Here is a 23661-nt window from a genome sequence, read left to right as displayed (position 1 = left end):
GTGAAAAGATGATTGAACTATTTGTCATAAAAGAAACGGAGTGGCTCGAGCTTGTCACAGAAAGCGTAACGCTGGAAGGACACAGATATCAGGCGCCCCGTTCCATCGAAGCGACGATTGTCGTAAAGCAGGGCGGCCAGACGTATTACGGCGTATCAGAAGGGGATACGGTTTTGTTCAAATGGAACGGAAAAGAACTGTTCCGCGGCGTTGTTTTTGCAAGAACGCCCGATGAGCATACCGTCGCCTTCACCGCATACGATATGCTTCAATACCTTGTGAAAAACCAGGACGTTTACGTGTTTTCCAACAAGCGCGCCGATCAAATATTAAAAAGGATCGCCAGCGATTTTCAAATTCCCGTCACATCCATTGCTAACACAGGCCATACCATTAAATCACTCGTTTTTAAAAATGATACAAGCCTTTACGATATGATGCTAAAAGCGTTAAAGCAGACAAAAAGCCAGACGGGGCGCAATTATCAGCTCTATTCAGAAAAAGGCAGGCTCGGCTTGCGTGAATGGCCGGAGCCGTCTGACATATGGGTGCTGGAAACAGGAGTTAATATTACAGGGTATCAATACAGCACCTCAATTGATGACACCGCAACCCGTGTCGTCATGCGGCTGCAAAAAGACAATAAAACGATAAAGGCTTCCGCCTCAGACAGCGCGGGCATGAAAACATTCGGCGTTTTGCAGTATACCGAAACGGTTTCTGACGACATTAACGAAGCCCAGCTGAAACAGCGCGCAAAAGTGAAGCAGGCTGAGAAAAAAGGCGTTAAGAAAGAGCTGAAAAATATACAGGCGATCGGTATTCCTGGGTTGGAAAGCGGATTGCCGGTCTATATTTCAATTCCGGAAATCGGGCTGAAGAAAACCTATTATGTAGATACGGACCGCCATGAATTCCAAGGAACAAAACATACCATGACGATTGACGTCACGGAGAAAAATTCACTTCCGGAGGGGACATCCTGATGAGATTAAGTGATGCCATTAAACATTTAGCCGTCTGAGCGGTTGACGCCGAAGCGCCGGTGGAGCTGATGCCGGCCGAAGTGACCTCCGTTTCGCCGCTCGAGCTGAAACTGAAAGATCACGACAAACTTTTGATTCCGTCTGATGCACTCATTGTGCCGAAGCGGCTGAGATCCGGAGAAGATGATCAGCTCCAGGCGGGAGATCGGGTGATGACCGCTGCCTTAACAGGAGGACAGTCTTTCTTTGTACTGGACAAAATTTAACCGGCATCCGGACGGAGATGTACGAGAATATCAGCCTATTAAAGCCGCTTCATCTGCCGAAGAGGGCTTTTTTACATGAACAAATCTAAAAGGAGCGGGTGCAATGGCCCTGACACCGGAAATCGAATTTGAAGATTTGGAGGATGCGAGTGAGGCCGTTGAGACTTCACAAACCTACCGAATTGATTTTGAAAACAACCGGATTACCAATGAACTGATAAACGGACTGGACGCAATCAGACAATTCGTCTATATCGCTCTTCACACAGAACGGTATTCATATTCGGTTTTCAGCCATGATATCGGAAACGAACTTCAGGAAGTGCTTTCAGATCAGAACACGACGGATGCTTATAAAAAAATGGAGATCCCAAGACTGATAGAAGAAGCCTTGCTGTATGATGACCGTATTTTGGCCGTTACCAATTTTGAGATTGAGAAAAAAGATGATGCCTTCATCGTCTCTTTTACCGTTGAAACTGATGAGGGCATGCTTGAGATAGAGGAGGTGCTGGGTGAGGATGTTTGAAGCTCAGACGTTTGACGACATTATGGACAGAATGCTGGCGCGCGTTACGGCGGATATTGATACGAGAGAAGGCAGCGTCATTTACAATGCGCTCGCGCCTGCGGCCGCTGAGCTCGCAAAGTCTTATATTTGGCTTGATACCGTGCTGGAGCTCGTGTTCTCCGATACGGCTCAGGGAGAATTTCTGGACAGGCGTGCTGCTGAAGCGGGAATTGAACGAACACCTGCCACAAAAGCGGTCAGAGCCGGAGAATTCACAGCGGGCATCACCATTCCGCCAGGCTCCCGTTTCTTCGTTGATAACCTGTATTTTCAATATACGGGGGATGGAACGCTTGAATGTGAAACAGCCGGTGAAGCTGGCAATGCCGGCATTTCAGGGCAGAACATGCTGCCGCTTGATACGATACCCGGGCTTGAGAAAGCAGTCATGCGCGATATATTAATTCCCGGCCGTGAGGAAGAAGATGACAACAGCTTAAGGGCGCGCTATTTTACTCGTGTCCGCCGGGAGGCAGTCAGCGCAAATAAACAGCACTATAAACAATGGGCCGAAGAGGTTGACGGCGTGGGCAGGGCAAAAATCTTTCCGCTTTGGAACGGAGACGGAACGGTGAAGGTTGTCATCACAAATGCGAATTTGGAACCGGCATCAGATATTCTGATCAAAAAAGTAAAGGATTATATTGATCCGGACGAAGGGCAGGGAGAAGGACAGGCGCCGATCGGAGCGGCAGTAACGGTGGAAAGCGCCGTATGGAAAGAAATCGAAATCTCCGCTTCCGTGCTGCCTGAGCTGAACAGCTCGATCGATGACGTAAAAGCGGAGATTGAAAAAGGCGTCCTGAATTTATTTAAGAAAATGGCCTTCGAAGAAAACACCGTCCGTTTATCACAAATAAACAACATCGTTTATAACTCGGCATCCGTCAGTGACTACGCCGATATCAAAATGAACGGTGCGGCGGAAAACCTCGTGCTCAGTGACGTGGAAATTCCTAAACTCAAAGAGGTGACAATCCTTGAGCAGACTCGATGAGATGACGGCGTACCTCCCGCCGTTTTTAACCCGATTAAAGGAGATGGCACAACTGCTTGAGGCGGAAGCTCCTGAGTTTGAGCGGCAGAATAACGATATTTTCGATTTGACAGATCAGCTCTTTATCACGACGGCGACGTGGGGGCTTGACCGCTGGGAAAAAATATTAAAAATACCGCGGGAATCAGGTGACACGGAGGATATGAGACGGCTCAGGCTGATTTCCAAGATGTCGAATATTCCGCCCATCACACATCAAGCGATCGAGCAGGCGCTAAACCGTTTTTTAAAACATCCGTCAGCTTACGTTCGGATGTTTCCGGGGCAGTATCGTTTTTATGCCGATATCGGGCTTGATGACCTGCAGCACATGAACGAGCTGATTGAAACGCTTGAAAAAATCAAACCTGCTCATTTGGCGTATACACTGAGAGCCGCATTAAACGAAACACTGGAAATCAAAGACCGGGTCATTCTCAACAATCGGAGATACCGAAAAGTCAGTGAACTGAAGGTCGGTTATTCCGTCACACTCAACAATAACGAGGTGGTCTTACCATGATATCAGCCGCTTACAGACAGCGTGCCGCAGCCGATCTGAAAAACAGGATCACAAAAGTGCTGTTAAACGGCAAAGAAACTCCGATTGCGGACATTTCCGTAAAAGATGCCGCAGTCACCGTTCTCACACGCAGGGAAGAAGACATCAAACACATTGAAACCGTGCAGATGCTTGACGAAACAGGAAGCGTCATCACAGAACGAAAAACAAATTTAGATCTCAGCAATAACAGAACGCTTGATTTAAGATTTACCTTTGAGGTGGTGTAACGATGGCTTACGAAGAAAAAACAGACTGGCTTCCGGACGATCCGATAAATGAAGATGACGTCAACCGCTGGGAAAAAGGCATAAAAGACGCCCACGCGGATCTGGCTTCCCATAAAAACGACATGAACAACCCGCACAAAACGACAAAGGCGCAAATCGGCCTCGGAAACGTGGACAATGTCCAGCAGGCAGCAAAAAAAGATTTTGATCAGCACAATCAAGATCTGGACCGGCATGTGACGAAGGAAGAGCGCCAGAAGTGGAATAACGGGCAATTGTCTAAAATGACAAAAGATAATGGCTCCGCTTTTATTGATATCTCTGACGGACAGGATTTTCATCAGACCGCTGCCAGCCAGAATAAGACCTTTACTTTCTCAGCAGCTGCAACTGGAGTAAATACCCCGCCTAAACCGTCAGAGGGTATATACCTTTATTCTTCAAAGAATAACGGAGAGGCGGCCGCTTTCTCAGATGACGGGGGATTTTGGAGAAAAACGCTGAAAAACGGCATCTGGACGGAATGGATGCCATTTGAAACAGCTGCCGGAGCACAAGCAAAAATAAATGAGCATGCCGACAAAACAGATCTTCATGTAACCAAGTCTGACAAAGACAAATGGAATGCAGGGCAGTTATTCAATCTGACTGACAATGACGGGAATGCTAAAACGGTAACGGAAACAAACTTAGACAATATAAAAACGTCCGGTATCTACTATATATCGGTTCAGCATACGGAAAATAAGCCTGCGGAATACGGACAATTAATTGTAATGCAAAGAACCCGCGGAGCATCGCCGACTTTTGTCCAAATGTTTATAGACACAGCGACCGCCGGAAATCCCATATACGTCCGAAGTTTCAGCACTAAAGGCGTTTGGTCGGAGTGGAGCCAAAGAGAAACAGATGCAGGCTCTCAAGCAAAAGTAGACGCTCACGCCAATAAAAAAGACATCCATGTCACACAGGCGGATAAAAATATGTGGAACGGCGCACAGCTTTCGAAAATAACAAACGATAACGGCGGCTATCTTCTTACAATTGGTGATGATGATAACTTTCTTGAAAAAATCGTTAAAAACGGCAGGGCGTTCGGCACCTTTTATTCAACCGGCAAAGCGGCAAACAGTCCGAGCAACGCTTCGACCCGCGGCATGTTTCATTTTACCTCTCTTGACAGTGAGGGAAAGGGAACGTTTGGGTATGTCATTGCCGTCGATTATAAAAATAATATGTTCACGAACTATTTGGATTTGAACTTGGGCTGGCAGGGCTGGCGGCGCCTCGTTACTGAACTTGATACTGAGAATGTACCTTGGATAAATGTTCCTTATAAAAATGGCGCTAAATCAGGAGACAGGCCGCTTCAATACCGCAAAGTGGGAAACACCCTTCACCTGAACGGACACGTTCTTACGGACAGAGAAGTGGTATTCGGGAGTGTGCCATCCTCTTGTGCGCCGGCCAAAGGCGTTGTAACGATGGTTGCAGCCAGCGGCACCACCGGTTACAGCAAATTTATTATTTATTCTAATGGAGATATGAAGCTGACGGGAATTATGGCCAATATAGAAAATAATGTGAACGGCTATTATATTGACCTTGTTTTGGCACTCACGTAAAGGAGCGAGAATATGAAATTAATATTTCCGTATGACAATGACAACATTTATACAGGCACTCCGATTGAGCTTTATCCGGATTCTGAGACAGGAGATTATTTGATGCCGGCTAACGCTGCGGACGTTCCGCCGGAAATAAACGGCGAAGGCATGTGGCGCCCATTTTTTGATGAAGAGAAACAAGAATGGGTGGAAACGGCTGACAAAGCATATAAAGACAGCTTAAAAAAAGATACGGCGCCCGATTCAAACCAGCTTGCAGGCCTCGGGGGACAGCTGGCGAATGAGAAATTGGCCAGAAAAGCAGCCGAACAGGCGCAGCAGTCACTCGGCAGGCAATTAGCGTCTTTAAAATTAGAATTATTAAACGTAAAAGGAGAATGAAAAAATGAAGAGACTTAACTTTTGGGTTTACGCTTTGTTTTATAAGTGGGCCTCAATAGAAATGGTAAAACAGGCTATGGGCTATGATGACTGCTCTGCCGAAGATCTGGCGGAAGGTGTGGCCGCGAAGTATATCACGCCTGAGGAATTTCAAGAAATAACGGGTGAAACATACGAAAATTATAAAAATGCTGTGTCATAAGCCAAACGGCTTTTTTTATTTGTCATTTTTAGTAAATGAGAAAAGGAGGACGGCCGATGAAAAAGCATTCATTTGAATTTCCCGCCGATCAACTTGGCAGACCCGGCGCAGTAAAAGCTTATCGCGGTAACAAAAACGATTATGTCACACCGGTTGCTGATTTGTCCGGAATGGCAGAGCTTCTTACCAATACGCCGCTAGAAGCGATTGAAGTTTACAGCCAATTCGGGCAAGACCGTTTAGGCGCCGTCTTAATAGACAGAGCACAGGGGTGGGCTTATTCGGACCGCAGCGGAACTCTTTTTATCGAAGAGAGCGAGGATAACAATTCGTGGACGGCTTCACATTCTGTCGCAGTCAAAGGCGGAGTGCTGACCGCTTCGGGTTGGGTCTGCCTGACAAAAAGATATTACCGATTCCGTTTTGAAAATGGAAATCAAAAGCAGTCCGAATTTGTTTTATACCAATCTGTCGGTACGGGCGGTGATATGGCGTTTTCATATACAGACGTGATTTTTCATGAAAATGCAGCAGAGGCTGGCGAGGGAAGCATCTTCTCGGCGGGCGCTTGGAAAAAACTTCTCGTCGAAATCACCGGCACGGCTGAGTCGGGCCATGTCGCGTTTTGGGGGAGATCCATCTCGGGAAAAAACGTGCCGATCAGAGGAATCAGGTCTGAAGACGGAACATCAGCAGCCGGTACATCAGGCACAGACGAAGTGTGGTCATTTGATATTGCCGGTTTTAAGGAAATCATCATGGAAATCAAAAGCATTTCCGGCGGGAGCCTTTCTGTCAAAGGCACGGCATTTTCTTAAGAATGAAACTTCCGAAGGGAGGTGAGAACAATGTAAGAGGGGGGGAGCGGAAGTGCTTCTGGATGAACAAGCGGTGCAAAAAGAATTCGCGGGCATCAAAGGTGAACAAAAGGTGCTTGAACAGCGGGTGGCCGCATTAGAGCGGGTATCCGACCGGCAGGATCAGCAAATCATGACGCTGAATGAAAAACTGAACAAAATTGACGAAAACACAACATGGATTAAGCGGACCATTACAGGAGCGATCGTGACAGCAATCTGCACGGGCGTCATTGGCGGAGCCATCGCCATCATGTACAATCTGCTGCAAAAGTAAGGGGGAAACCGATATGAAATTCGCGGACAAAGGCACGGTCGTCAGGACGGTGCTTCTTTTGCTTGCTTTATTGAATCAAACTTTGCTGATGTTCGGCAAATCGCCGCTGAATATTCAGGAGGATCAGGTCAGCCAGCTTGCAGATACGCTGTATGCCGCCGGGTCGGCCGTTTTTACAATCATAACGACTGCCGCCGCCTGGTTTAAAAACAATTACGTTACAGCAAAAGGGAAAAAACAGCAGGCTTTATTAAAAATAAACAATTTATCGAAATAGGAGAGATGAGAATATGGTAAAAATCACACAGGATTTTATCCCGGCAGGAAACAATAACCGCCCAGGCTATGCAATGACACCGATTTACATTACGGTGCACAATACAGCCAATACTGCAGTCGGAGCTAACGCCAAAAGTCACGCAAGCTATGTGAAAAATCCCGATACACCGACAAGCTGGCATTTCACAGTCGATGATACGGAAATTTATCAGCATCTTCCGCTGAATGAAAACGGCTGGCATGCCGGTGACGGAAACGGAGACGGCAACCGTAAATCCATCGGTATTGAAATTTGTGAAAACGCAGACGGCAACTTTTCACAGGCCGTGGCAAACGCCCAATGGCTCATCCGCACATTAATGACGTCGCACGGCATCCCGCTTGCAAATGTCGTTGCGCACAAGCATTGGTCAGGAAAGCTTTGTCCGAGAAGACTGTTGGATACATGGGATGAGTTTAAAGCGGGAATCGGTTCTGGGGAAAGACAGACGTATACCGTCCAAAAAGGAGATACGCTGTCGGCGATCGCGCGGAAATTCGGCGTCAGCGTGGCCGATCTGCAGAAATGGAATAACATCGCTGACCCGAACTTGATTAAAGTCGGACAAGTACTGATCGTCAGCCCGCCGGTTGAAGCACTGTATTCTCTCCCGGACGAGGTGATTCAGCTGACAGAGCCGTACACGTCCGGTGAAAAGGTATACCAGGTGCAAAACGCGCTCGCCGCGCTTTATTTCTATCCTGAAAAAGGAGCTGTCAATAACGGAATTGACGGTATCTACGGTCCGAAAACCGCAGATGCCGTGGCCCGCTTCCAATCTGTAAACGGGCTGACGTCTGACGGCGTCTACGGCCCCGCTGTAAAAGCGAAAATTCTGATGCAGCTTTAACAAAAAAGGCTGAGTCCCGTTCATATTGCGGGATTCAGCCTTTTTTCTTTTTTAACCGGTTCAATAGCCCGAGATTCCTCGCCCGCATCCTCAGCGAATAAGCGGAAAGCCCGAAGCGTCCGTAATCCACAAACTTTACGCGTCTGACAATTTTCTTCACATCATCACCTGTCGCATCTCTTTGTTGGTTTTATTATATGAAAGATAAGGAAAAAAGGAATAAGGACAAGAGCCGTGTCTCCTGTCCTTAGTGTAATCAAGCTTTTTTTTGTTTATACTTGTCAATCAGCCGCTCGTTTTCTTTGAAAATTCTGGCGGTATGAGGGCTGACCTGGTAACTTGCGATACTTGTCATTGAACGTTTTTTAAACATTTTGAACGGTTTCGCTCTTTGTTCCGGCTGCCCGTTTTGAAATGCCTGCTCCATTTAACCGTCACCTTCCTCTTCTATTGGCAGCATTAAATCATAAATGCTTGTTAGCGATGTGAAAAGCAAATAATCGAATTCCGTCAACAGGTTTTCCGACGTGAGTTTGATCACGTAATGGCGGTTCTGGACTGTAAACGGAATAAGCACAAGCCTGCCTTTTTGATCATAGTAGACGTCTTTACGGTTAAGACGGGACTGAACGTCTGCCGCATCAGGCATATGCTCCGTCAAGCGGTCCTTATCCGATTGTGCGGAATAGTCGCACAAGGAAGCCGTGACATTCATTTTTTCGGCATAAGCGGCCAGCAGTCTGCTGATGCCTTCCGCATAAGCTTCTGTACTTCCATAATATACATGGATCGGTTCATTTTTCAACAGATATTGATAGGTTTTCAGTTTTTCAAGATAGGAGTGAAGCATTTCGTTATTTTCTTCTAAAATTTCCCGCGTATCCGTCTCTAATTCATTGCCGGCGAGCTTTTTGATATACGCGCTCAAAAAGATAAACGCATCAATAAGGGCAAAGCAGACGGCAACAATCAAATATTGTCTCCATGCGGCAAAGAGCGATTCAGGATCATATGTCCAATAGACCATGGAGCCCAGTACAAATAGTAAATACCACGTTTTACGGATGGCAAACATTTTTTCTTTCACCTTTGCCTCATACCGCCAGGATGCGTACACATATAAAATGAGTGCGGCCGCCATCGTCCACACCATGATCTGAAAAAACAAAAGCATGAGCATCCCTCACAATTTGAAAAATGGTCTGCTATGTTCATTCTATGTCATGACATCATTTTCCTGTCACAAAAAAAACCGCTTCTGTAAAGAAGCGGATGTCATCAGAAAAACAGATCTAAGATGAAAAAGGCGATGGCGCCGAGTGTACCTGCAATCGGCAGGGTGATGACCCATGTAATGAGCATCCGTTTAGCCGTTCCCCAGTTTACGCCTTTTACGCGGTGGGAAGCGCCCACACCGAGAATGGAAGACGAAATGACGTGCGTCGTGCTGACAGGGAGATGAATAAACGTGGCCCCGAAAATAATGGCTGCGCCGGTTAAGTCGGCAGATACGCCGTTTACCGGACGGATTTTCATAATTTTACCGCCGACGGTTTTAATGATTTTCCAGCCGCCGATGGATGTGCCGAGACCCATTGCCAGGGCACAGGAGAGCTGCACCCAGAAAGGAATTGTATCACTTTTATGTAAATTGGCCGTCATAAGCGCCATCGTAATGATACCCATCGCTTTTTGCGCGTCGTTTGTTCCGTGTGTATAGGACTGAATGGCAGCCGTCAAAATCTGCACTCTGCGGAAGCGTTTATTTGTTTTCGCCAGGTTGCTGTCTTTAAAAATCAGCTTCACGATCGAATATACGATAAAGCCGAGAACAAAGGCGATGATCGGTGATAAAATAAGTGCTTCGATAATTTTAATGAACCCTTTATAATTAAGCGTCGCAAAACCTGATGCTGCAATGGCCGCACCGGCGATCGCTCCGATAATCGCATGTGAAGAGCTGCTCGGAATGCCGAAATACCATGTGATCAAGTTCCAGACGATTGCGGCGAGTAAAGCAGCAAGAATGACAACCGATCCGTTGTCTAATGTATAAGGATTCACAATATCTTTCGTAATGGTTTTCGCCACACCGGTAAACGTCATCGCTCCGAGAAAGTTCATGATGGCGGCCATGATAATCGCGTGCCGCGGCTTCAGCGCTTTTGTCGAAACTGAGGTGGCGATTGCGTTGGCGGTATCGTGAAATCCGTTAATGAAGTCAAATACCAAAGCGCAAATGACAATTAATATCGTTAAAAGTAATAGAGTATCCATTTTAACCCCTCGTTACGCGTTTTTCATAATGATGGTTTCAAGATTATTGGCAACGCTTTGGCAAGAGTCAGCAATTTCTTCAAGCGTTTCATAAATTTCACGATATTGGATCACTTTGATCGGATCTGTTTCATGGCCGAAAAGATTTTTTAATGATTTTCTGTGCAGGTTGTCACAGTTGTGCTCATACTCTTTAATTTTGATGGCGTGAGGCTGAATGTCCTTTAAGCGGTTTTCTGCCAACAGCTCAGTTGCAATTAAAATTTCTTTCGCACATTCTCTAATGTATCCGCTGAATTTGTCGATATGCTCGTCTGATGAAGTAATTGAGAAAATCTCCATCATGGCAGAGAAATGTTCAATTCCGTCAAGCACATCATCCAGGCTGTTTGTCAGCTGAAGGATATCTTCGCGTTCAATAGGAGTGATGAATGCTTTGTTAAGCTCTTTAATCATGACATGAACATGATTGTCACCTTTTGTTTCGTATTCTTTTAACGTATCTGCAAATTCTTTAAGTGTTGTTTGGTTTGTGACTTTAAAGTTCACAAAATACTCTGCAGTTTCATCTATATTTTTTGCGATTTCTGTTAAAAGGAGTGAGAACTTATCTTTTTTTCTTTTTATCATTAAAAACCCTCCATTGTTTGAATGAGACAATGCACACATCAAATTATTATATAGCCTTTTGTCGAAAAAAAATAGATAAAGTCGAAAAAAACGCCTCTTGATTTTTTCGTAAAAACGTGTCTCATCCTGTTTTTCTTATGTTACCCACTTTGCCAAAAAAACGTAACATACTTCGAATTCAGACATCTTGCTTAAAAAGTATAACAAAAGATGTGAATTTGCTGTCAACTTTTGCACGTGATTTTGCCAGAAAAAAAACGGCTCCCGTAAAAGGAACCGTTTTTGTCAGTTTTTTCTGCTGTTTTTCAGCCAAAAATAAAGCGGCAGCCCGGCGAGGCCGATCAAAAGGGACAGCGCGCAGCTCAGTGTATCTGTAATGATCGTGCTGATCAGCACAAACAGTGAACCCGCGATGGCCAAAACAGGAATGACCGGATACAGAGGCACGCTGTAGGCGCGCGGTTTTCCGCCGCTTTTTTTTCTGAGGATAAACACGGCGAAAAAGGCCATGACGTAAAAAATATAAATCATGAAAATAGAGATTTCAGACAGCTTATCGGGATTGCTGGCGATCATAAAAATAATGGCCAGCGCGATCTGAAATGACACGGCAATCCACGGGGTGCGGAACGTCGGATGCACCCGCGAAATCTGTCCGGCAAACGGCAGCTGTTTCCGTTCCGCCATTGCAAACGAGACACGCGGAAAGGCGAGAATCTTTCCGTTTAAACAGCCGAAAATGCTGACGATGATCCCGACGCTGATCAATTTTCCCCCGATGTCGCCAAACAGCATTCCGGCAGCGGTGCCTGTGGCATTTTCACCGAGTTTGACAATGTCGGTCGCGGGAAGAATGTGCAGCAGTGCGAAGTTAATGAAAAGATAAATGGCGGTGACGACCAGCAGTCCGCCCGTCATCGCTCTCGGGAGCAGCTTTTCCGGATTTTTCATTTCGCCGCCGAGTGCCGCAAGCAGAATCCATCCGTCATAAGCAAACAAGGTGGCCAGTATGGCAGCGCCGAAATTCATGTCCGACATGCTGCTTGTAACGGCTGTAAAAATATGCTGATCGCCTTTCCAAAGGCCGAACACGATCATGCAGATAATCGGAATCAATTTGCCGACAGTCGTAATTCCCTGTACGATGCCGCCATATTTCGTTCCGATAATGTTAATGATGCTTAAAAACAAAACGGCTGAAATCCCGATCAATTTAGACCAGCCGGAATCCCAATTGAACAAGTGCGCCATCAAAGAGCCGAAATACAAGCCGATTGCTCCGATAATCGCGGGGCCGTAAATGATAATTTGAACCCATCCGCACAAAAAGCCCCAAAATTCGCCGTACACTTCTTCGAGATATGTATAAAGTCCGCCCGTTTTCGGGATCTGAGTGCCGATTTCCGCAACGGTCAAGCCGCCGGCAAGCGTCAAAATGCCTCCTAACAGCCACGCGATAAGCGCGGTTTTCGCATCACCGGAGTAGGCAAGCACGGCGCCTGGTTTCATAAATACGCCGGAACCGATGATGGTGCCGATAACAAGTGAGAGGGCGATGGTAAGGCCGATCTCTTTTTTAAGTCCGTTCTCTTCAATCTGCATATCCTTTCCCTCCAGATGTAAAATCGTCATGCTGAAAAAACTATTTTCCATATTGTAAACCCTAATTGCTGAAACACGAATAAAATAAATTTTCTGATTTTGTCGTTTTGCCTAAAAGATAAAGGTTTCTGCTTTTGAGAAGGAAAAAATACTGTTTTAAAGACGAACGTTAATGTTTTTTTTATATAGAAGGTTCGTTATTTTGGGGACGGCAGTCTGCAGACCGTTTGTGAAGCAGATGGGTTGACTTTACGATCCGGATAACATAAATTGTATATATAAAATATCTCGAAATCGAGATAATTGACTGGAGGATAACATAATGAAAGTTAATGGAATACACCATGTATCAGCATTGACGGCTGATGCGCAGAAAAATTTAGATTTCTATCGGAACATCATGGGACTGAAGCTTGTGAAAAAGTCCGTAAACCAAGATGAACCGACGATGTATCATTTGTTTTACGGTGATGAAACAGCCAATCCGGGATCTGAATTGACGTTTTTCGAAATTCCGCGGATTGCGCCGTTTCATGCGGGAACAAACAGTATTTCATCAATCGGCCTGCGAGTCCCTGACGCACAAGCGCTGCAATATTGGAAAAAACGATTTGAAGAGCACCAGGTCTCTCACAGTGAGATCGTGAAAATAGCGGGCAGGGACACACTCGCTTTTCAGGATCATGAAGGACAGCGGCTTGTGCTGACAGCTGACGAAAAAGGAAAAGACATCGGTGAAGCGGTGAAGCAAAGCGGTATACCGGAAGAATATTCTTTCCGCGGTCTTGGTCCCGTTGAATTGACCGTCCCGTATGCAGAACCGACCCTGCGTGTGTTAACCGATGTGCTGGGCTTCACTGAAATCGGGAAAGAAACGCATGAAGACCGGGGCACGGTTACGGTGCTCGAATCCGGAAACGGAGGCGCGCGTACAGAAGTCCATCTCATTGAAAGAAACGATCTTCCGCGCGAGCGTCCTGGAAAAGGCAGCGTGCACCATGTGGCCTTCCGCGTTCAGAATGAAGAGGAGCTTGCTTTATGGCACCGCATCATTACGAAAGAAGGTTTCAGCAACTCAGGCATTGTAGAGCGTTATTATTTCAAAGCGCTGTACTTCCGGGAGCCGAACGGAATTCTGTTTGAATTGTCAACGGACGGTCCGGGATTTATGGTTGATGAAAAACCTGAAGAGCTAGGCAAAACGGTTGCGCTCCCGCCTTATCTCGAACACCGCCGTTCTGAAATAGAAGCGCGGCTGAAACCGATTCAGTAAATCAGAAATCATGACAGATGCCTCCCGGCTTGACGGGGGCATCTTTTTTTTGCTTTTTTACCCGTTTTGTCATTCTTTTTACCTATTTGTAAACGGCAAAATAATTGTCTTTGTTTATTAATAAATTTTTCACATTTGGTTGTTACACTTGTTCAAAGTTAAACAAAAGGAGTGAAAACATAGGTGAAAATGAAAAAACACGAGATAGACGCAGTCTTAATTCTCATTTTACTCGCTTCCGCATTCTTGAATATGTACAACATCTGGAATGACGATACGGTGAATCCTTATTACACCGCAGCGGTAACGAGTATGCTTCAAAGCTTTCATAATTTCTTTTACGCTTCATTTGACGCAGCCGGGTTTATCACGGTAGATAAACCGCCTGTTACATACCAGATACAAACGATCAGCGCGCTGATATTCGGTATGCACGGGTGGAGCGTCATCCTGCCTCAGGCATTGGCGGGTGTAGGTTCAGTTCTATTCATGTACTTATTAATAAAGCCGACGTTCGGAAAAACGGCGGCGCGCATCGCCTCATTTGTCATGGCGTGTACACCGATCGCAGTAGCGGTCGCGCGGACGAACAATGTCGATGCTTTACTGGTCTTTTTCCTCTTGTTCGCCACTTGGCTTCTCTTTAAAGCGATCAGAAAAGGCAGACTGATCTGGCTTTTGGCGGCATTTTTTGTCGTGGGAGCAGGCTTTAACACAAAAATGCTTCAGGCTTATATGATTTTGCCGGCCTTCTTGCTGTTCTATATCATTGCGGCAAACACCACGATTAAGAAAAAAATCATTTCATTGGTAAGCGCGTTAGCCGTTTTAACAGCCGTTTCATTGTCATGGCCGCTCATTGTTGACAATATTCCTGCCAGCAAAAGGCCATATGTCGGAAGCAGCCAGACAAACTCCGTATTGGAATTGGCTTTCGGATATAACGGGATTCAGCGGCTGACAGGGCAAAGTTCCGGCGGCGGGCAGGGCGGGCCGGACGGAAACGCATCGAAAGAGATGACTTCTTCCGGCGGTTCTTCACAAATGCAAAAACCGCCTGGCCAGTCTTCAAGCAGCAGTTCAGCAAGCGGAGACAAATCACAAAACGGCAGTATGACGGCACCTCCATCTAACGGGAAAATGCCAAGCGGCGGTCAAGGAGGCCCTCCAAGCGGCGGAGATGGAGGCGGTCCCGGCGGCGGAGGGAAAAGCGGTGCAGGCACCGGCTCGAAAATGCAATCAGGTTCAGGAATGTTCGGTACGGGAACCCCTGGTCCGCTGCGCCTTTTCCAAACGGAATTATCTGATCAGATCAGCTGGCTCCTGCCGTTTGCGATTTTTGGAATGGCCGGTTTATTGATCGCCGGGGCAAGAGAAAGAAGACGATTATCAGCAGAACAGAAGGAAACGATTTTTTGGGCAGCGTGGCTTGTGCCGATTGCCGGATTCTTCAGTGTGGCGGAATTTTTCCACCATTATTATCTCATTATGCTGGCGCCTCCGATCGCGGCACTTGTCGGTGCGGGATGGGTCGCCCTCGTTCATCTGTACCGCAAGCATGCGGGATGGAAAACTTGGCTATTGCCGGCCGCTATTCTTGTGACAACCGGATTTGAGCTGTTTATCCTCAGAAACTACAATGATCAAATCGGCGCAGGCTGGAGCATCGGAGCAGGCGTTCTCGGCGCAGTGGCAGCAATCGCCCTGTTCGTATTCAAACAGCGCCAAAAACCGCTCAGTTATTATGTTTCACTTGCAGCCCTTCTCGTCTTGATGGTCATGCCGATTTATTGGGCGAGCACACCGCTTCTGTACGGAGGCAACAGCTCATTGCCTGAAACAGGCCCTCAGCTCGCTTCAACAAGCGGAAAAGGCATGGGAATGGATAACGCATCTGTCAATACAAAACTGATCAACTATTTAGAGAAACACAACGCCGGAGCGGACTATCTATTTGCTACAACCGATTCCAACACGGCGGCGCCTTACATTATTAAAACGAAAAAAGCGGTCATGGCGATCGGCGGATTCAGCGGGTCTGACCCGGCCATTACGCTGACTCAATTTAAAAAGCTCGTAAAACAAGGGAAAGTAAAATACTTCTTAACATCCGGAATGGGCAAAGGCGGAAATAACGATATTGTGCAGTGGGTTGAGAAAAACGGAAAGAAAGTATCTTTAGATAAATGGCAATCAAGCACAGATCAGAAAACGAAAAATCATGATGCAGCTGATACAAAAAGCAGCAAGGCCGCGGGTAAAAACAGCCGAATGAGCGGCGGGCCGGGCGGAATGAATCAGTCAGCTTCACTATACGAACTTCAATCTGATGAATAGGAGGAAAAAACATGAGCAGACATATTCAATATTCAATAGTCGTCCCGGTTTATAACGAGGAACTCGTCATTCAGACAACCTATCAGCGCCTGAAAGAAGTCATGGATCAAACAAAAGAGCATTATGAATTGATCTTTGTCAATGATGGAAGCAAAGACCGCAGTATTGAGATTTTAAGAGAGCAAAGTCTGATTGATCCGAGAGTGAAAATTATTGATTTTTCCAGAAACTTCGGACATCAGATCGCGATCACAGCGGGTATGGATTATGCAGAGGGGAATGCAATCGCCGTCATTGACGCCGATTTGCAGGACCCTCCTGAATTAATCCTTGATATGATTGAGCAGTGGAAAGAAGGCTACGATGTGGTGTACGCCGTCAGAACGAAACGAAAGGGAGAAACCTTTTTCAAGAAACAGACGGCCTCTATGTTTTACCGGCTGCTGCGGAGCGTGACTGATATTGATATTCCGCTCGACACCGGAGATTTCCGCCTGCTAGACAGAAAAGTCTGTGATGAGATGAAAAGATTAAAAGAAAAAAATCCTTTTGTCAGAGGACTCGTCAGCTGGGTCGGCTTTAAGCAGACTGCTGTAGAATATGAACGAGATGAGAGGCTTGCGGGGGAAACGAAATACCCGCTTAAAAAAATGCTGAAGCTTTCCATGGACGGAATCACAACGTTCTCTCATAAACCGCTCAAGGCGGCAAGCTATGCGGGAATGATCATGTCCGGAGCGGGTTTTCTCTATATGTTTATCGTTTTATACATGAAGCTGTTTACGAACAGCACCATTACGGGCTGGTCCTCTCTGATTGTGATACAGCTGTTATTCAGCGGCATCGTTCTATTAATGCTCGGAATGATCGGCGAATATATCGGAAGGATTTATGACGAAGCAAAAGACCGTCCGCTCTATATCGTGCAAAAAGCGTACGGCATGAAAAACGAAAAGATTTATCGGGACCAGCATATGTCTTAACCGAAACACCCTGTCCGGCCAGCGGACAGGGTGCTTTTTTTATTCATCTGCGGCCGGTCTGCGTGTGCAGAGAGCGCATGATCAGTCCGGTTCCCGAAAGGTTCAGTAAAATGCTTGCGCCAAGCGTCATTCCCCAAGCAGCGTTTTGCTGAGGAAGCTGAATGCTCAGCTGCAGCAAGATCAGGCCGGTAACGACCAGCAAAAGTCCGGTTTGTTTCATATGTATGTATCCTCCTTTGTACACTAGGTCATACGGCTGATCCAGGCCTAAAGTTTCATCTGTATATAAAAAATCCAAGGCGGCTGCCTTGGATTTTTGTTAAGAAGATGTTTCTTCTTTTTGAGTCAGTTTCATTTTTTTCGTCATTTCCTTGCCGTTTCTGATAATCTTCACGTCAACGGTGCTGCCGACTTTCGTATTCTTGTAGAGAATATTGCGAAGTTCGCTGCCCGTGTCGGTTTCTTTCCCTTTTAAGCTGATAATGATGTCTTCTGCTTTTAATCCGGCTTTGGCTGCAGGTGAGCCCTGCGCCACTTCGCGAATATAAACGCCTTTATTCAGCTGTTTGCCGAAAAGCCCGAGTGTGCCTTCCTGATAGTTTTGCGGCACTTGTTCCAAGTCGATCATGCTCACGCCGATATAAGGGCGCTCCACCTGTCCTTTCGTGAGAAGCTCTTCGGCGATCGGTTTTACATCGTTGCTCGGGATGGCAAAGCCGATGCCTTCTACATCACTTTCGCTGATTTTCATGCTGTTGATGCCGATGATTTTGCCGTCTGTATTCAAGAGCGGCCCGCCGCTGTTTCCAGGATTGATCGCGGCATCGGTTTGGATGACATTGATGCTTGACTCACCAGCTGACGTGGAAATCGAGACGGTTCTGTTTAAACCGCTCACGATGCCCTGTGTGACGGTGCGGGAAAGGTCTTTTCCGAGCGGATCACCGATGGCGATGACGGATTCACCCGTTCTGAGAGCGGATGAGCTGCCGAAGCTTGCCGTTTTTGTCACGTGTTTATCACTGATTTCTAAAACGGCCAAGTCTGTCAGAGAGTCGCTGCCGACGAGTTTAGCTGTTACATCGGTGCCGTCATATAATGACACTTTAAGGGAAGAGGCGCCTTCGACCACGTGGTTATTCGTAATAATATACGCTTTGCCGTTTGCTTTCTTAAAAATAACGCCTGAACCCGATCCCGTTTCCGCATCATCACCCGACGAATTTGAGTTTGAATCTGAGCTTGATCCGAAACCGAATAAATCGGAACTGCTTTGCTGCTTCTGCAGATTGGTGATCCCGACGATCGCCGGTGAAATGTCTTCCACCATATTCGAAATGCTACTTGAATTTGCCGATGAGCTGTTTGCCGATTTGCCGCTGCCGGAATCAGAAGATGTCTGCTTGGCGGTTACCGATGACGTTTCCTGAGCGGGAGCCGGATTGGAAGTATCTTGAGTCTGATGGTCTCCAAGCGGCGTAAATGTATAGATGCCGAGGGCGAGCCCTCCGCCGATCACTCCGCCGAGAAGCGGTCTGAACCAGCCGAAGCTTCGTTTTTTCTTGTCCTCGTCCGGCGCGGAATATCCGGCCGGCTGCGGGTTTTCTTTTACTAAAAGGACTTCCTGTTCTTTTTGGTCTGTCCGATTTTCATCACGATAGTTATCCATCATGTTCACTCCGTTTCTCTATTTCATCATAGCATGATTTGCCTATTATTACTGACTCCATCTTAAACAAAAAGTGTGGGATAATAATGAAAAGATTGTGGGAAATTGTGAAAAAGATGAAATCGGACGGCGGCGCTTTATATTGACAATTTCCATCGGATTTGAAATAATAAATGAGATATTATGTTCAATCCTTCACATGAATAGATACGAAAATTCTGTCAAGCTAATGGGGGAAATCTGTTAGCTTTTTCACTTTGTCAAATAGTCAGAAAGGAGCTGTCAAATGAAAGAAAAACATCACTGGATCATTTCTCTGCTTGCTGTATTGGCGGTCGGGCCGGGGCTGATGTCGAATACCGCTCTTTCGGCTGTCCAAAGCCTTGTCCGGCAGACGGTCGGCGGGGAAAACTTTGACTCTTTTCATCCGATTATTATCGGTAATATGGCATTTGCCTTATTCGTGCCGGCGGGGCCGTATTTAAGAAAAAGATTCGGCTCCCGGCCTGTCTATATGATTTCGATGGCCGCGGGTGTCATCGGAGCGCTCCTTGCTGCTGTGACAAATGATATTTATCCGCTCGCCGCGGGCCGTTTTTTACAGGGAGCTGCGGCGGGTACTATGCTGATGATTATGATTCCCATGCTGGTGCTTTCGTTTCCGATTGAGCGCCGGAATTACGCATTATTTGTGTTAATCGGCGGATTTTACGGTTCCGTCATTATGGGGACCGTTTTAGGCACGGCGGCGGCAAGCGCCGGCCATTGGCATTGGCTGTTCGGCATTTTTAGCCTGCTGTCTTTTTTCGGCCTCATTTTCAGTTATATGTGGCTGCGGGATGACGCTCATAAAAATGCTGAAAAATCTCCATTTGACGGCATCGGTTTTCTGTTAGCGGGTGTATCAGCCGTGCTGACCGCCTATACATTTATTCATCTGCCGAAATGGGGCTTTTCATCATGGCAGACATTGGCGGGATTTGGAGGAAGCATCGCCATTCTTCTCATCTTGCTGATCATGCAGTACAGAAACGAACATGCGCTGATTTCGATTAAACTTATGCTGATTCCAAAGCCGATTCTGGGTGTTTTCATGATCGCTGCGGGCAGTATTTCCATAGCGGTCAGTCTTTCGGCATTTCACGGGGAGCTTCAGACCGCATATCATATGTCACAAACTCAACTGATATTCCTATATGCGAGCCTTTTGGGAGGCGTGGCCATCGCCGCTGTCATCAGTGCATTAGCATATGATAAAGTCGGTCCGGGCATGCTCGGCATAACAGGCTCTGTTATACTGGTGTTCGTGAATTTCCAATGGATGACGGCAGATCATCATATACCGCTTATTCTATTTGCGGGGCTTTTCGTGATGCTGGCGGCCGGGACAGGGCTTATTGTGGCAGCCGGACTGATGGGAGCCGCGTTGGGCGGACCGCTTCCGGAACTGGTGAAACGCATGACGGCAGTTCAGTTTTTAAGGCTGTTCATTTATATGGGCGCTCCTGTTTTAATAGGGTATTTTACGAAAAGAGATGCTTCCGGCACGCTTCGGGGCGCGCGCGGCACACAATCGCCGCATGACCTGCTGATGGGGACATACAGCGATTTGTTTCTTATTGCTTTCATCTTAAGTTTGCTTTTAGTGTGTTTATCATTTGTCATGAATGCGACCGGCATGGGGCATAAGCTGGCGCATAAACCGCATGCCGTCCGTAAGCAGGCGGCTGAAGAGCCTTCGCCGCAGGCTCCTGAACCGATCAGGCATCAGGTCATTCCCGATCATGAATACAGAAGTGCGGTCAGACAGTTTCAGCGTCATCACATAAGCAAAAACAGTATGTAACTTTTTCTATCAGCAAACCCTTTTCCCGGTGAAAAGGGTTTGTTTTTTCCTATAATGGCAGAATGGTATATTGCATGTTTCATCCTTTTTTAATATAATTTGTTAGAATATTCATAATTTAATATCGAAATTTTAAGTAAAAAAGGAGGCATTACATGAAACTGTATCTATCTGTGGATATGGAAGGGATTTCCGGACTGCCTGATGAAACATTTGTCAATTCCCGCATGCACAATTATGAGCGCGGCAGGGTTCTGATGACCGAAGAAGCGAACTGGTGCATCGCAGAAGCGTTTAATAACGGATGCACGGAAGTGACCGTGAATGACAGCCACTCAAAGATGAATAATCTGCTCGCGGAAAAACTTCACCCTGAGGCAGAGCTGATTACGGGGGATGTCAAGCCGTTTTCCATGATGCAGGGGCTTGATGAATCGTATTCGGGTGTGATGTTTATCGGCTATCATGCGAGAGCGTCGATGCCGGGCGTCATGTCGCACAGCATGATATTCGGCGTCCGCCACTTTTACATAAATGATAAGCCGGTCGGTGAACTGGGGTTAAATGCCTATCTCGCCGGATTTTACGATGTCCCTGTCATCATGGCTGCCGGAGATGATTGCGCCGCAAAAGAGGCGGAGGAGCTGATCCCGAATGTGACGACTGCCGCCGTCAAACAAACCATTTCAAGAACCGCGGTCAAATGTCTGTCCCCTCAAAAAGCCGGACGGCTCCTGACGGAAAAAACAGCCTATGCGCTCAAAAATAAAGATAAGGTCAAACCGCTGACTCCGCCTGAAAGACCTGTATTAGGCATTGAATTTGCCAACTACGGACAGGCTGAATGGGCCCATTTAATGCCGGGCACAGAAATCATCCCGGGAACGACAATCGTTCAATTTCAGGCAAAAGACATGCCGGAAGCCTATCAGGCCATGCTCGTCATGACAGAACTCGCCATGAGAACAACATTCTGTTAAAGGGGTGAACGGCATTGCTGCGGTATTTTATCAAACGTTTTATCGCCATGATTATGACCGTCCTCGTCATCACCACTCTGACATTTGTCATGATGAAAGTGATACCCGGCTCGCCTTTTAACGAAGAGCGGGGCACAAACGAAGCGGTCCAGCGAAATCTCGAATCCTACTACCATCTGAACGAACCTCTTATCACTCAATACGCCATCTATCTAAAATCCATTCTTACCTTTGATTTCGGTCCTTCAATTAAAAAACCGTCAGACAGTGTAAACGCTATGCTTGAACGCGGGTTTCCGGTCTCATTTGAGCTTGGGATAACGGCGATCATCATCGCTGTTATTTCCGGGCTCGCGCTCGGCATAATGGCCGCTCTCAGGCGCGGCGGCTTTCTCGATTACGCGGCCATGAGCCTTGCGGTGCTCGGGATTTCCATTCCGAATTTTATTATGGCTACACTGCTGATTCAGCAATTTGCGGTTCATCTGAAATGGTTTCCGGCAGCTACCTGGACGAGTCCCGTTCACATGGTCCTGCCGACTGTTGCGCTTGCCGTCGGTCCCATGGCCATTATCGCGAGGCTGACAAGATCAAGCATGGCCGAAGTGCTGACTCAGGATTACATCCGCACGGCAAAAGCAAAGGGGCTTTCTCCCGTCAAAATTGTGATCAAACACGCATTGAAAAACGCTCTTATGCCTGTTGTGACAGTACTCGGGACGCTTGCCGCAAGTATTTTAACGGGCAGTTTCGTCATCGAGAAAATTTTTGCCATACCGGGAATGGGCAAATATTTCGTAGAAAGCATTAATCAGCGTGATTACCCGGTCATCATGGGAACGACCGTATTTTACAGTGTGATTCTGATCGTCCTGCTGTTTCTGGTTGATTTGGCATACGGCCTGTTAGACCCGCGCATAAAACTTCATAAGAAAGGGTGATCCTGATGAATCTCCCGCAAGAAACGGTAAAACACACAGAAGTGCCTGATGACTGGTTTCAGCCGGGCGCGGAAAGAAAGGGTGAAACCGAGTCGGTCAAGCGTCCGAGCCTGTCTTACACTCAGGATGCGTGGCGGCGGCTTAAAAAGAACAAATTGGCGATGGCCGGGCTTGTGATTTTATGCTGCCTGTTTCTATCGGCTGTGTTCGGTCCGCTGATATCACCGCACAGCGTGACAAGGCAGACGCTCGCCGAGCAGAATCTTCCGCCGTCTTTTTCACACTGGTTCGGAACCGATGAACTTGGCCGGGACGTGTTTACAAGAACATGGTACGGAGCGAGGATCTCTTTATTTGTCGGTGTGATGGCGGCGCTGATCGACTTTTTGATCGGCGTTATCTACGGAGGCGTCGCCGGCTACAAAGGGGGCCGGACAGACAGCGCCATGATGAGAATCATCGAGGTTCTCTACGGATTGCCGTATCTGCTCGTTGTCATTTTGTTAATGGTGCTGATGGGGCCGGGGCTCAGTTCCATTATCGTCGCTCTGACCGTGACGGGATGGGTCGGCATGGCGCGGATTGTCAGAGGGCAGGTGCTGAGGATGAAGCATGATGAACACGTATTGTCTTCGAAAACGTTTGGAGCGAAAACATTTCGGATTATTAAGAAAAATCTGCTGCCGAATACGATGGGAGCCATTATCGTCCAAATGACGCTTACGGTGCCGGCGGCGATTTTTGCGGAATCATTTTTAAGTTTTCTCGGACTCGGCATTCAGGCGCCGTTTGCAAGCTGGGGAGTCATGGCAAACGACGGGCTGCCGGCGATTTTATCAGGCCATTGGTGGCGGCTGTTTTTCCCCGCTTTTTTCATTTCCTTGACGATGTACGCGTTTAACGTACTTGGAGACGGCTTGCAGGACGCGTTAGACCCGAAACTGAGGAGGTAGGAAAA

Annotated in this window: 27 protein-coding genes and 1 pseudogene; 20 read left to right on the top strand and 8 right to left on the bottom strand. The window is 47.0% G+C overall.

The features are described 5' to 3' along the window. Positions 1-8: 8 nt before the first annotated feature. The 13 genes and pseudogenes from OTK50_RS03050 to OTK50_RS02990 all read left to right on the top strand — a co-directional run bounded on the left by OTK50_RS03050 (position 9) and on the right by OTK50_RS02990 (position 8165). Positions 9-986, top strand: coding sequence for a phage portal protein (locus OTK50_RS03050; RefSeq protein WP_224224205.1), 978 nt, complete (start codon positions 9-11; stop codon positions 984-986). After that, positions 986-1252 (top strand): annotated as a pseudogene (locus OTK50_RS03045) (DUF2577 family protein). The gene OTK50_RS03050 and the pseudogene OTK50_RS03045 overlap by 1 nt, the downstream one beginning before the upstream one ends. Positions 1253-1355: 103 nt before the next feature. After that, complete coding sequence (locus tag OTK50_RS03040; RefSeq protein WP_003154825.1) at positions 1356-1781, top strand: DUF2634 domain-containing protein; 426 nt, start codon at positions 1356-1358, stop codon at positions 1779-1781. Continuing rightward, positions 1774-2820: a baseplate J/gp47 family protein gene (locus OTK50_RS03035; RefSeq protein WP_224224350.1), complete on the top strand. Its 1047-nt coding sequence runs from the start codon at positions 1774-1776 to the stop codon at positions 2818-2820. Before OTK50_RS03040 ends, OTK50_RS03035 begins: the two co-directional genes overlap by 8 nt. Next, the gene (locus OTK50_RS03030; protein ID WP_007407262.1) at positions 2804-3382 is read left to right on the top strand and encodes a YmfQ family protein; all 579 of its coding nucleotides are present in this window, start codon (positions 2804-2806) and stop codon (positions 3380-3382) included. Before OTK50_RS03035 ends, OTK50_RS03030 begins: the two co-directional genes overlap by 17 nt. Then, positions 3379-3651, top strand: a complete 273-nt coding sequence (locus OTK50_RS03025) for a hypothetical protein (protein WP_015239690.1) — start codon at positions 3379-3381, stop codon at positions 3649-3651. Before OTK50_RS03030 ends, OTK50_RS03025 begins: the two co-directional genes overlap by 4 nt. A gap of 2 nt (positions 3652-3653) precedes the next feature. Further along, complete coding sequence (locus OTK50_RS03020; protein WP_224224207.1) at positions 3654-5276, top strand: pyocin knob domain-containing protein; 1623 nt, start codon at positions 3654-3656, stop codon at positions 5274-5276. Positions 5277-5288: 12 nt separating this feature from the next. Further along, positions 5289-5660, top strand: a complete 372-nt coding sequence (locus OTK50_RS03015; RefSeq protein ID WP_032874603.1) for an XkdW family protein — start codon at positions 5289-5291, stop codon at positions 5658-5660. Positions 5661-5664: 4 nt separating this feature from the next. After that, on the top strand, positions 5665-5862 hold the full coding sequence (locus OTK50_RS03010) for an XkdX family protein (protein ID WP_007610833.1): 198 nt from the start codon (positions 5665-5667) through the stop codon (positions 5860-5862). Positions 5863-5918: 56 nt separating this feature from the next. Beyond that, positions 5919-6680 (top strand): hypothetical protein, encoded by a 762-nt coding sequence (locus OTK50_RS03005; protein WP_045207175.1) that lies wholly within the window; start codon positions 5919-5921, stop codon positions 6678-6680. Between the two features lie 52 nt (positions 6681-6732). Beyond that, complete coding sequence (locus OTK50_RS03000) at positions 6733-6996, top strand: hemolysin XhlA family protein (protein WP_003154815.1); 264 nt, start codon at positions 6733-6735, stop codon at positions 6994-6996. Between the two features lie 13 nt (positions 6997-7009). Next, positions 7010-7273 carry a phage holin gene (locus tag OTK50_RS02995; protein WP_003154813.1) on the top strand — a complete coding sequence of 88 codons (264 nt, stop codon included), beginning with the start codon at positions 7010-7012 and terminating at the stop codon, positions 7271-7273. Positions 7274-7286: 13 nt separating this feature from the next. After that, on the top strand, positions 7287-8165 hold the full coding sequence (locus tag OTK50_RS02990) for an N-acetylmuramoyl-L-alanine amidase (RefSeq protein ID WP_007407257.1): 879 nt from the start codon (positions 7287-7289) through the stop codon (positions 8163-8165). 34 nt (positions 8166-8199) lie between these two features. On the opposite strand, the gene OTK50_RS02985 is transcribed toward OTK50_RS02990, so the two are convergent. The 6 genes from OTK50_RS02985 to OTK50_RS02960 form a co-directional block, all read right to left on the bottom strand. Further along, on the bottom strand, positions 8200-8325 hold the full coding sequence (locus OTK50_RS02985; protein WP_003154809.1) for a hypothetical protein: 126 nt from the start codon (positions 8323-8325) through the stop codon (positions 8200-8202). Positions 8326-8421: 96 nt separating this feature from the next. Beyond that, positions 8422-8592, bottom strand: coding sequence for a type II toxin-antitoxin system SpoIISB family antitoxin (locus OTK50_RS02980; RefSeq protein ID WP_003154807.1), 171 nt, complete (start codon positions 8590-8592; stop codon positions 8422-8424). Continuing rightward, the gene (locus tag OTK50_RS02975) at positions 8593-9339 is read right to left on the bottom strand and encodes a type II toxin-antitoxin system SpoIISA family toxin (RefSeq protein WP_007407256.1); all 747 of its coding nucleotides are present in this window, start codon (positions 9337-9339) and stop codon (positions 8593-8595) included. Between the two features lie 104 nt (positions 9340-9443). Further along, positions 9444-10442 carry an inorganic phosphate transporter gene (locus OTK50_RS02970; protein WP_044802872.1) on the bottom strand — a complete coding sequence of 333 codons (999 nt, stop codon included), beginning with the start codon at positions 10440-10442 and terminating at the stop codon, positions 9444-9446. A gap of 12 nt (positions 10443-10454) precedes the next feature. Further along, positions 10455-11072, bottom strand: a complete 618-nt coding sequence (locus tag OTK50_RS02965) for a DUF47 domain-containing protein (RefSeq protein ID WP_032874614.1) — start codon at positions 11070-11072, stop codon at positions 10455-10457. Between the two features lie 285 nt (positions 11073-11357). Continuing rightward, positions 11358-12674, bottom strand: coding sequence for an APC family permease (locus OTK50_RS02960; RefSeq protein ID WP_224224208.1), 1317 nt, complete (start codon positions 12672-12674; stop codon positions 11358-11360). Between the two features lie 322 nt (positions 12675-12996). On the opposite strand from OTK50_RS02960, the gene OTK50_RS02955 reads away from it, so the two are divergent. From OTK50_RS02955 to OTK50_RS02945, 3 genes are all read left to right on the top strand, one after another. Continuing rightward, positions 12997-13947, top strand: a complete 951-nt coding sequence (locus tag OTK50_RS02955) for a ring-cleaving dioxygenase (RefSeq protein WP_224224209.1) — start codon at positions 12997-12999, stop codon at positions 13945-13947. Between the two features lie 183 nt (positions 13948-14130). Then, positions 14131-16284 carry a glycosyltransferase family 39 protein gene (locus OTK50_RS02950; protein WP_224224210.1) on the top strand — a complete coding sequence of 718 codons (2154 nt, stop codon included), beginning with the start codon at positions 14131-14133 and terminating at the stop codon, positions 16282-16284. A gap of 11 nt (positions 16285-16295) precedes the next feature. Beyond that, entirely contained in the window at positions 16296-17267 is a 972-nt protein-coding gene (locus OTK50_RS02945) for a glycosyltransferase family 2 protein (protein WP_007610846.1), read from the top strand. Between the two features lie 43 nt (positions 17268-17310). On the opposite strand, the gene OTK50_RS02940 is transcribed toward OTK50_RS02945, so the two are convergent. Both OTK50_RS02940 and OTK50_RS02935 read right to left on the bottom strand, forming a co-directional pair. Next, positions 17311-17487: a hypothetical protein gene (locus tag OTK50_RS02940; RefSeq protein WP_014417532.1), complete on the bottom strand. Its 177-nt coding sequence runs from the start codon at positions 17485-17487 to the stop codon at positions 17311-17313. A 99-nt stretch (positions 17488-17586) separates the two neighbouring features. Then, the gene (locus OTK50_RS02935; RefSeq protein ID WP_158700715.1) at positions 17587-18936 is read right to left on the bottom strand and encodes a S1C family serine protease; all 1350 of its coding nucleotides are present in this window, start codon (positions 18934-18936) and stop codon (positions 17587-17589) included. A 286-nt stretch (positions 18937-19222) separates the two neighbouring features. On the opposite strand from OTK50_RS02935, the gene OTK50_RS02930 reads away from it, so the two are divergent. From OTK50_RS02930 to OTK50_RS02915, 4 genes are all read left to right on the top strand, one after another. Then, entirely contained in the window at positions 19223-20782 is a 1560-nt protein-coding gene (locus OTK50_RS02930; RefSeq protein WP_032874624.1) for an MFS transporter, read from the top strand. 155 nt (positions 20783-20937) lie between these two features. Continuing rightward, positions 20938-21762, top strand: coding sequence for a M55 family metallopeptidase (locus OTK50_RS02925; protein ID WP_007407248.1), 825 nt, complete (start codon positions 20938-20940; stop codon positions 21760-21762). Between the two features lie 14 nt (positions 21763-21776). Then, positions 21777-22703: an ABC transporter permease gene (locus OTK50_RS02920; RefSeq protein ID WP_007610853.1), complete on the top strand. Its 927-nt coding sequence runs from the start codon at positions 21777-21779 to the stop codon at positions 22701-22703. A 5-nt stretch (positions 22704-22708) separates the two neighbouring features. Further along, complete coding sequence (locus OTK50_RS02915) at positions 22709-23656, top strand: ABC transporter permease (RefSeq protein ID WP_239033841.1); 948 nt, start codon at positions 22709-22711, stop codon at positions 23654-23656. The last annotated feature ends 5 nt before the right edge of the window (positions 23657-23661 follow it).

Origin of the sequence: Bacillus sp. NEAU-CP5 (assembly GCF_026420705.1) — a bacterium.
In the GTDB taxonomy this organism is placed as follows: domain Bacteria; phylum Bacillota; class Bacilli; order Bacillales; family Bacillaceae; genus Bacillus; species Bacillus velezensis.
Note: the sequence above shows the minus strand (reverse complement) of the source record. Positions and strands in the feature narration are given on the sequence as shown.

What these genes read in the sequence shown, in the direction of transcription:
- OTK50_RS02940 (WP_014417532.1), bottom strand. Translation starts at nt 17,487, where the DNA reads ATGAAACAAACCGGACTTTTGCTGGTCGTTACCGGCCTGATCTTGCTG.
- OTK50_RS03015 (WP_032874603.1), top strand. Translation starts at nt 5,289, where the DNA reads ATGAAATTAATATTTCCGTATGACAATGACAACATTTATACAGGCACT.
- OTK50_RS02980 (WP_003154807.1), bottom strand. Translation starts at nt 8,592, where the DNA reads ATGGAGCAGGCATTTCAAAACGGGCAGCCGGAACAAAGAGCGAAACCG.
- OTK50_RS03040 (WP_003154825.1), top strand. Translation starts at nt 1,356, where the DNA reads ATGGCCCTGACACCGGAAATCGAATTTGAAGATTTGGAGGATGCGAGT.
- OTK50_RS02995 (WP_003154813.1), top strand. Translation starts at nt 7,010, where the DNA reads ATGAAATTCGCGGACAAAGGCACGGTCGTCAGGACGGTGCTTCTTTTG.
- OTK50_RS02945 (WP_007610846.1), top strand. Translation starts at nt 16,296, where the DNA reads ATGAGCAGACATATTCAATATTCAATAGTCGTCCCGGTTTATAACGAG.
- OTK50_RS02955 (WP_224224209.1), top strand. Translation starts at nt 12,997, where the DNA reads ATGAAAGTTAATGGAATACACCATGTATCAGCATTGACGGCTGATGCG.
- OTK50_RS03005 (WP_045207175.1), top strand. Translation starts at nt 5,919, where the DNA reads ATGAAAAAGCATTCATTTGAATTTCCCGCCGATCAACTTGGCAGACCC.
- OTK50_RS02970 (WP_044802872.1), bottom strand. Translation starts at nt 10,442, where the DNA reads ATGGATACTCTATTACTTTTAACGATATTAATTGTCATTTGCGCTTTG.
- OTK50_RS02925 (WP_007407248.1), top strand. Translation starts at nt 20,938, where the DNA reads ATGAAACTGTATCTATCTGTGGATATGGAAGGGATTTCCGGACTGCCT.
- OTK50_RS02965 (WP_032874614.1), bottom strand. Translation starts at nt 11,072, where the DNA reads ATGATAAAAAGAAAAAAAGATAAGTTCTCACTCCTTTTAACAGAAATC.
- OTK50_RS02935 (WP_158700715.1), bottom strand. Translation starts at nt 18,936, where the DNA reads ATGGATAACTATCGTGATGAAAATCGGACAGACCAAAAAGAACAGGAA.
- OTK50_RS03050 (WP_224224205.1), top strand. Translation starts at nt 9, where the DNA reads ATGATTGAACTATTTGTCATAAAAGAAACGGAGTGGCTCGAGCTTGTC.
- OTK50_RS02990 (WP_007407257.1), top strand. Translation starts at nt 7,287, where the DNA reads ATGGTAAAAATCACACAGGATTTTATCCCGGCAGGAAACAATAACCGC.
- OTK50_RS02915 (WP_239033841.1), top strand. Translation starts at nt 22,709, where the DNA reads ATGAATCTCCCGCAAGAAACGGTAAAACACACAGAAGTGCCTGATGAC.
- OTK50_RS03010 (WP_007610833.1), top strand. Translation starts at nt 5,665, where the DNA reads ATGAAGAGACTTAACTTTTGGGTTTACGCTTTGTTTTATAAGTGGGCC.
- OTK50_RS02960 (WP_224224208.1), bottom strand. Translation starts at nt 12,674, where the DNA reads ATGCAGATTGAAGAGAACGGACTTAAAAAAGAGATCGGCCTTACCATC.
- OTK50_RS03020 (WP_224224207.1), top strand. Translation starts at nt 3,654, where the DNA reads ATGGCTTACGAAGAAAAAACAGACTGGCTTCCGGACGATCCGATAAAT.
- OTK50_RS03025 (WP_015239690.1), top strand. Translation starts at nt 3,379, where the DNA reads ATGATATCAGCCGCTTACAGACAGCGTGCCGCAGCCGATCTGAAAAAC.
- OTK50_RS02975 (WP_007407256.1), bottom strand. Translation starts at nt 9,339, where the DNA reads ATGCTTTTGTTTTTTCAGATCATGGTGTGGACGATGGCGGCCGCACTC.
- OTK50_RS02930 (WP_032874624.1), top strand. Translation starts at nt 19,223, where the DNA reads ATGAAAGAAAAACATCACTGGATCATTTCTCTGCTTGCTGTATTGGCG.
- OTK50_RS03035 (WP_224224350.1), top strand. Translation starts at nt 1,774, where the DNA reads ATGTTTGAAGCTCAGACGTTTGACGACATTATGGACAGAATGCTGGCG.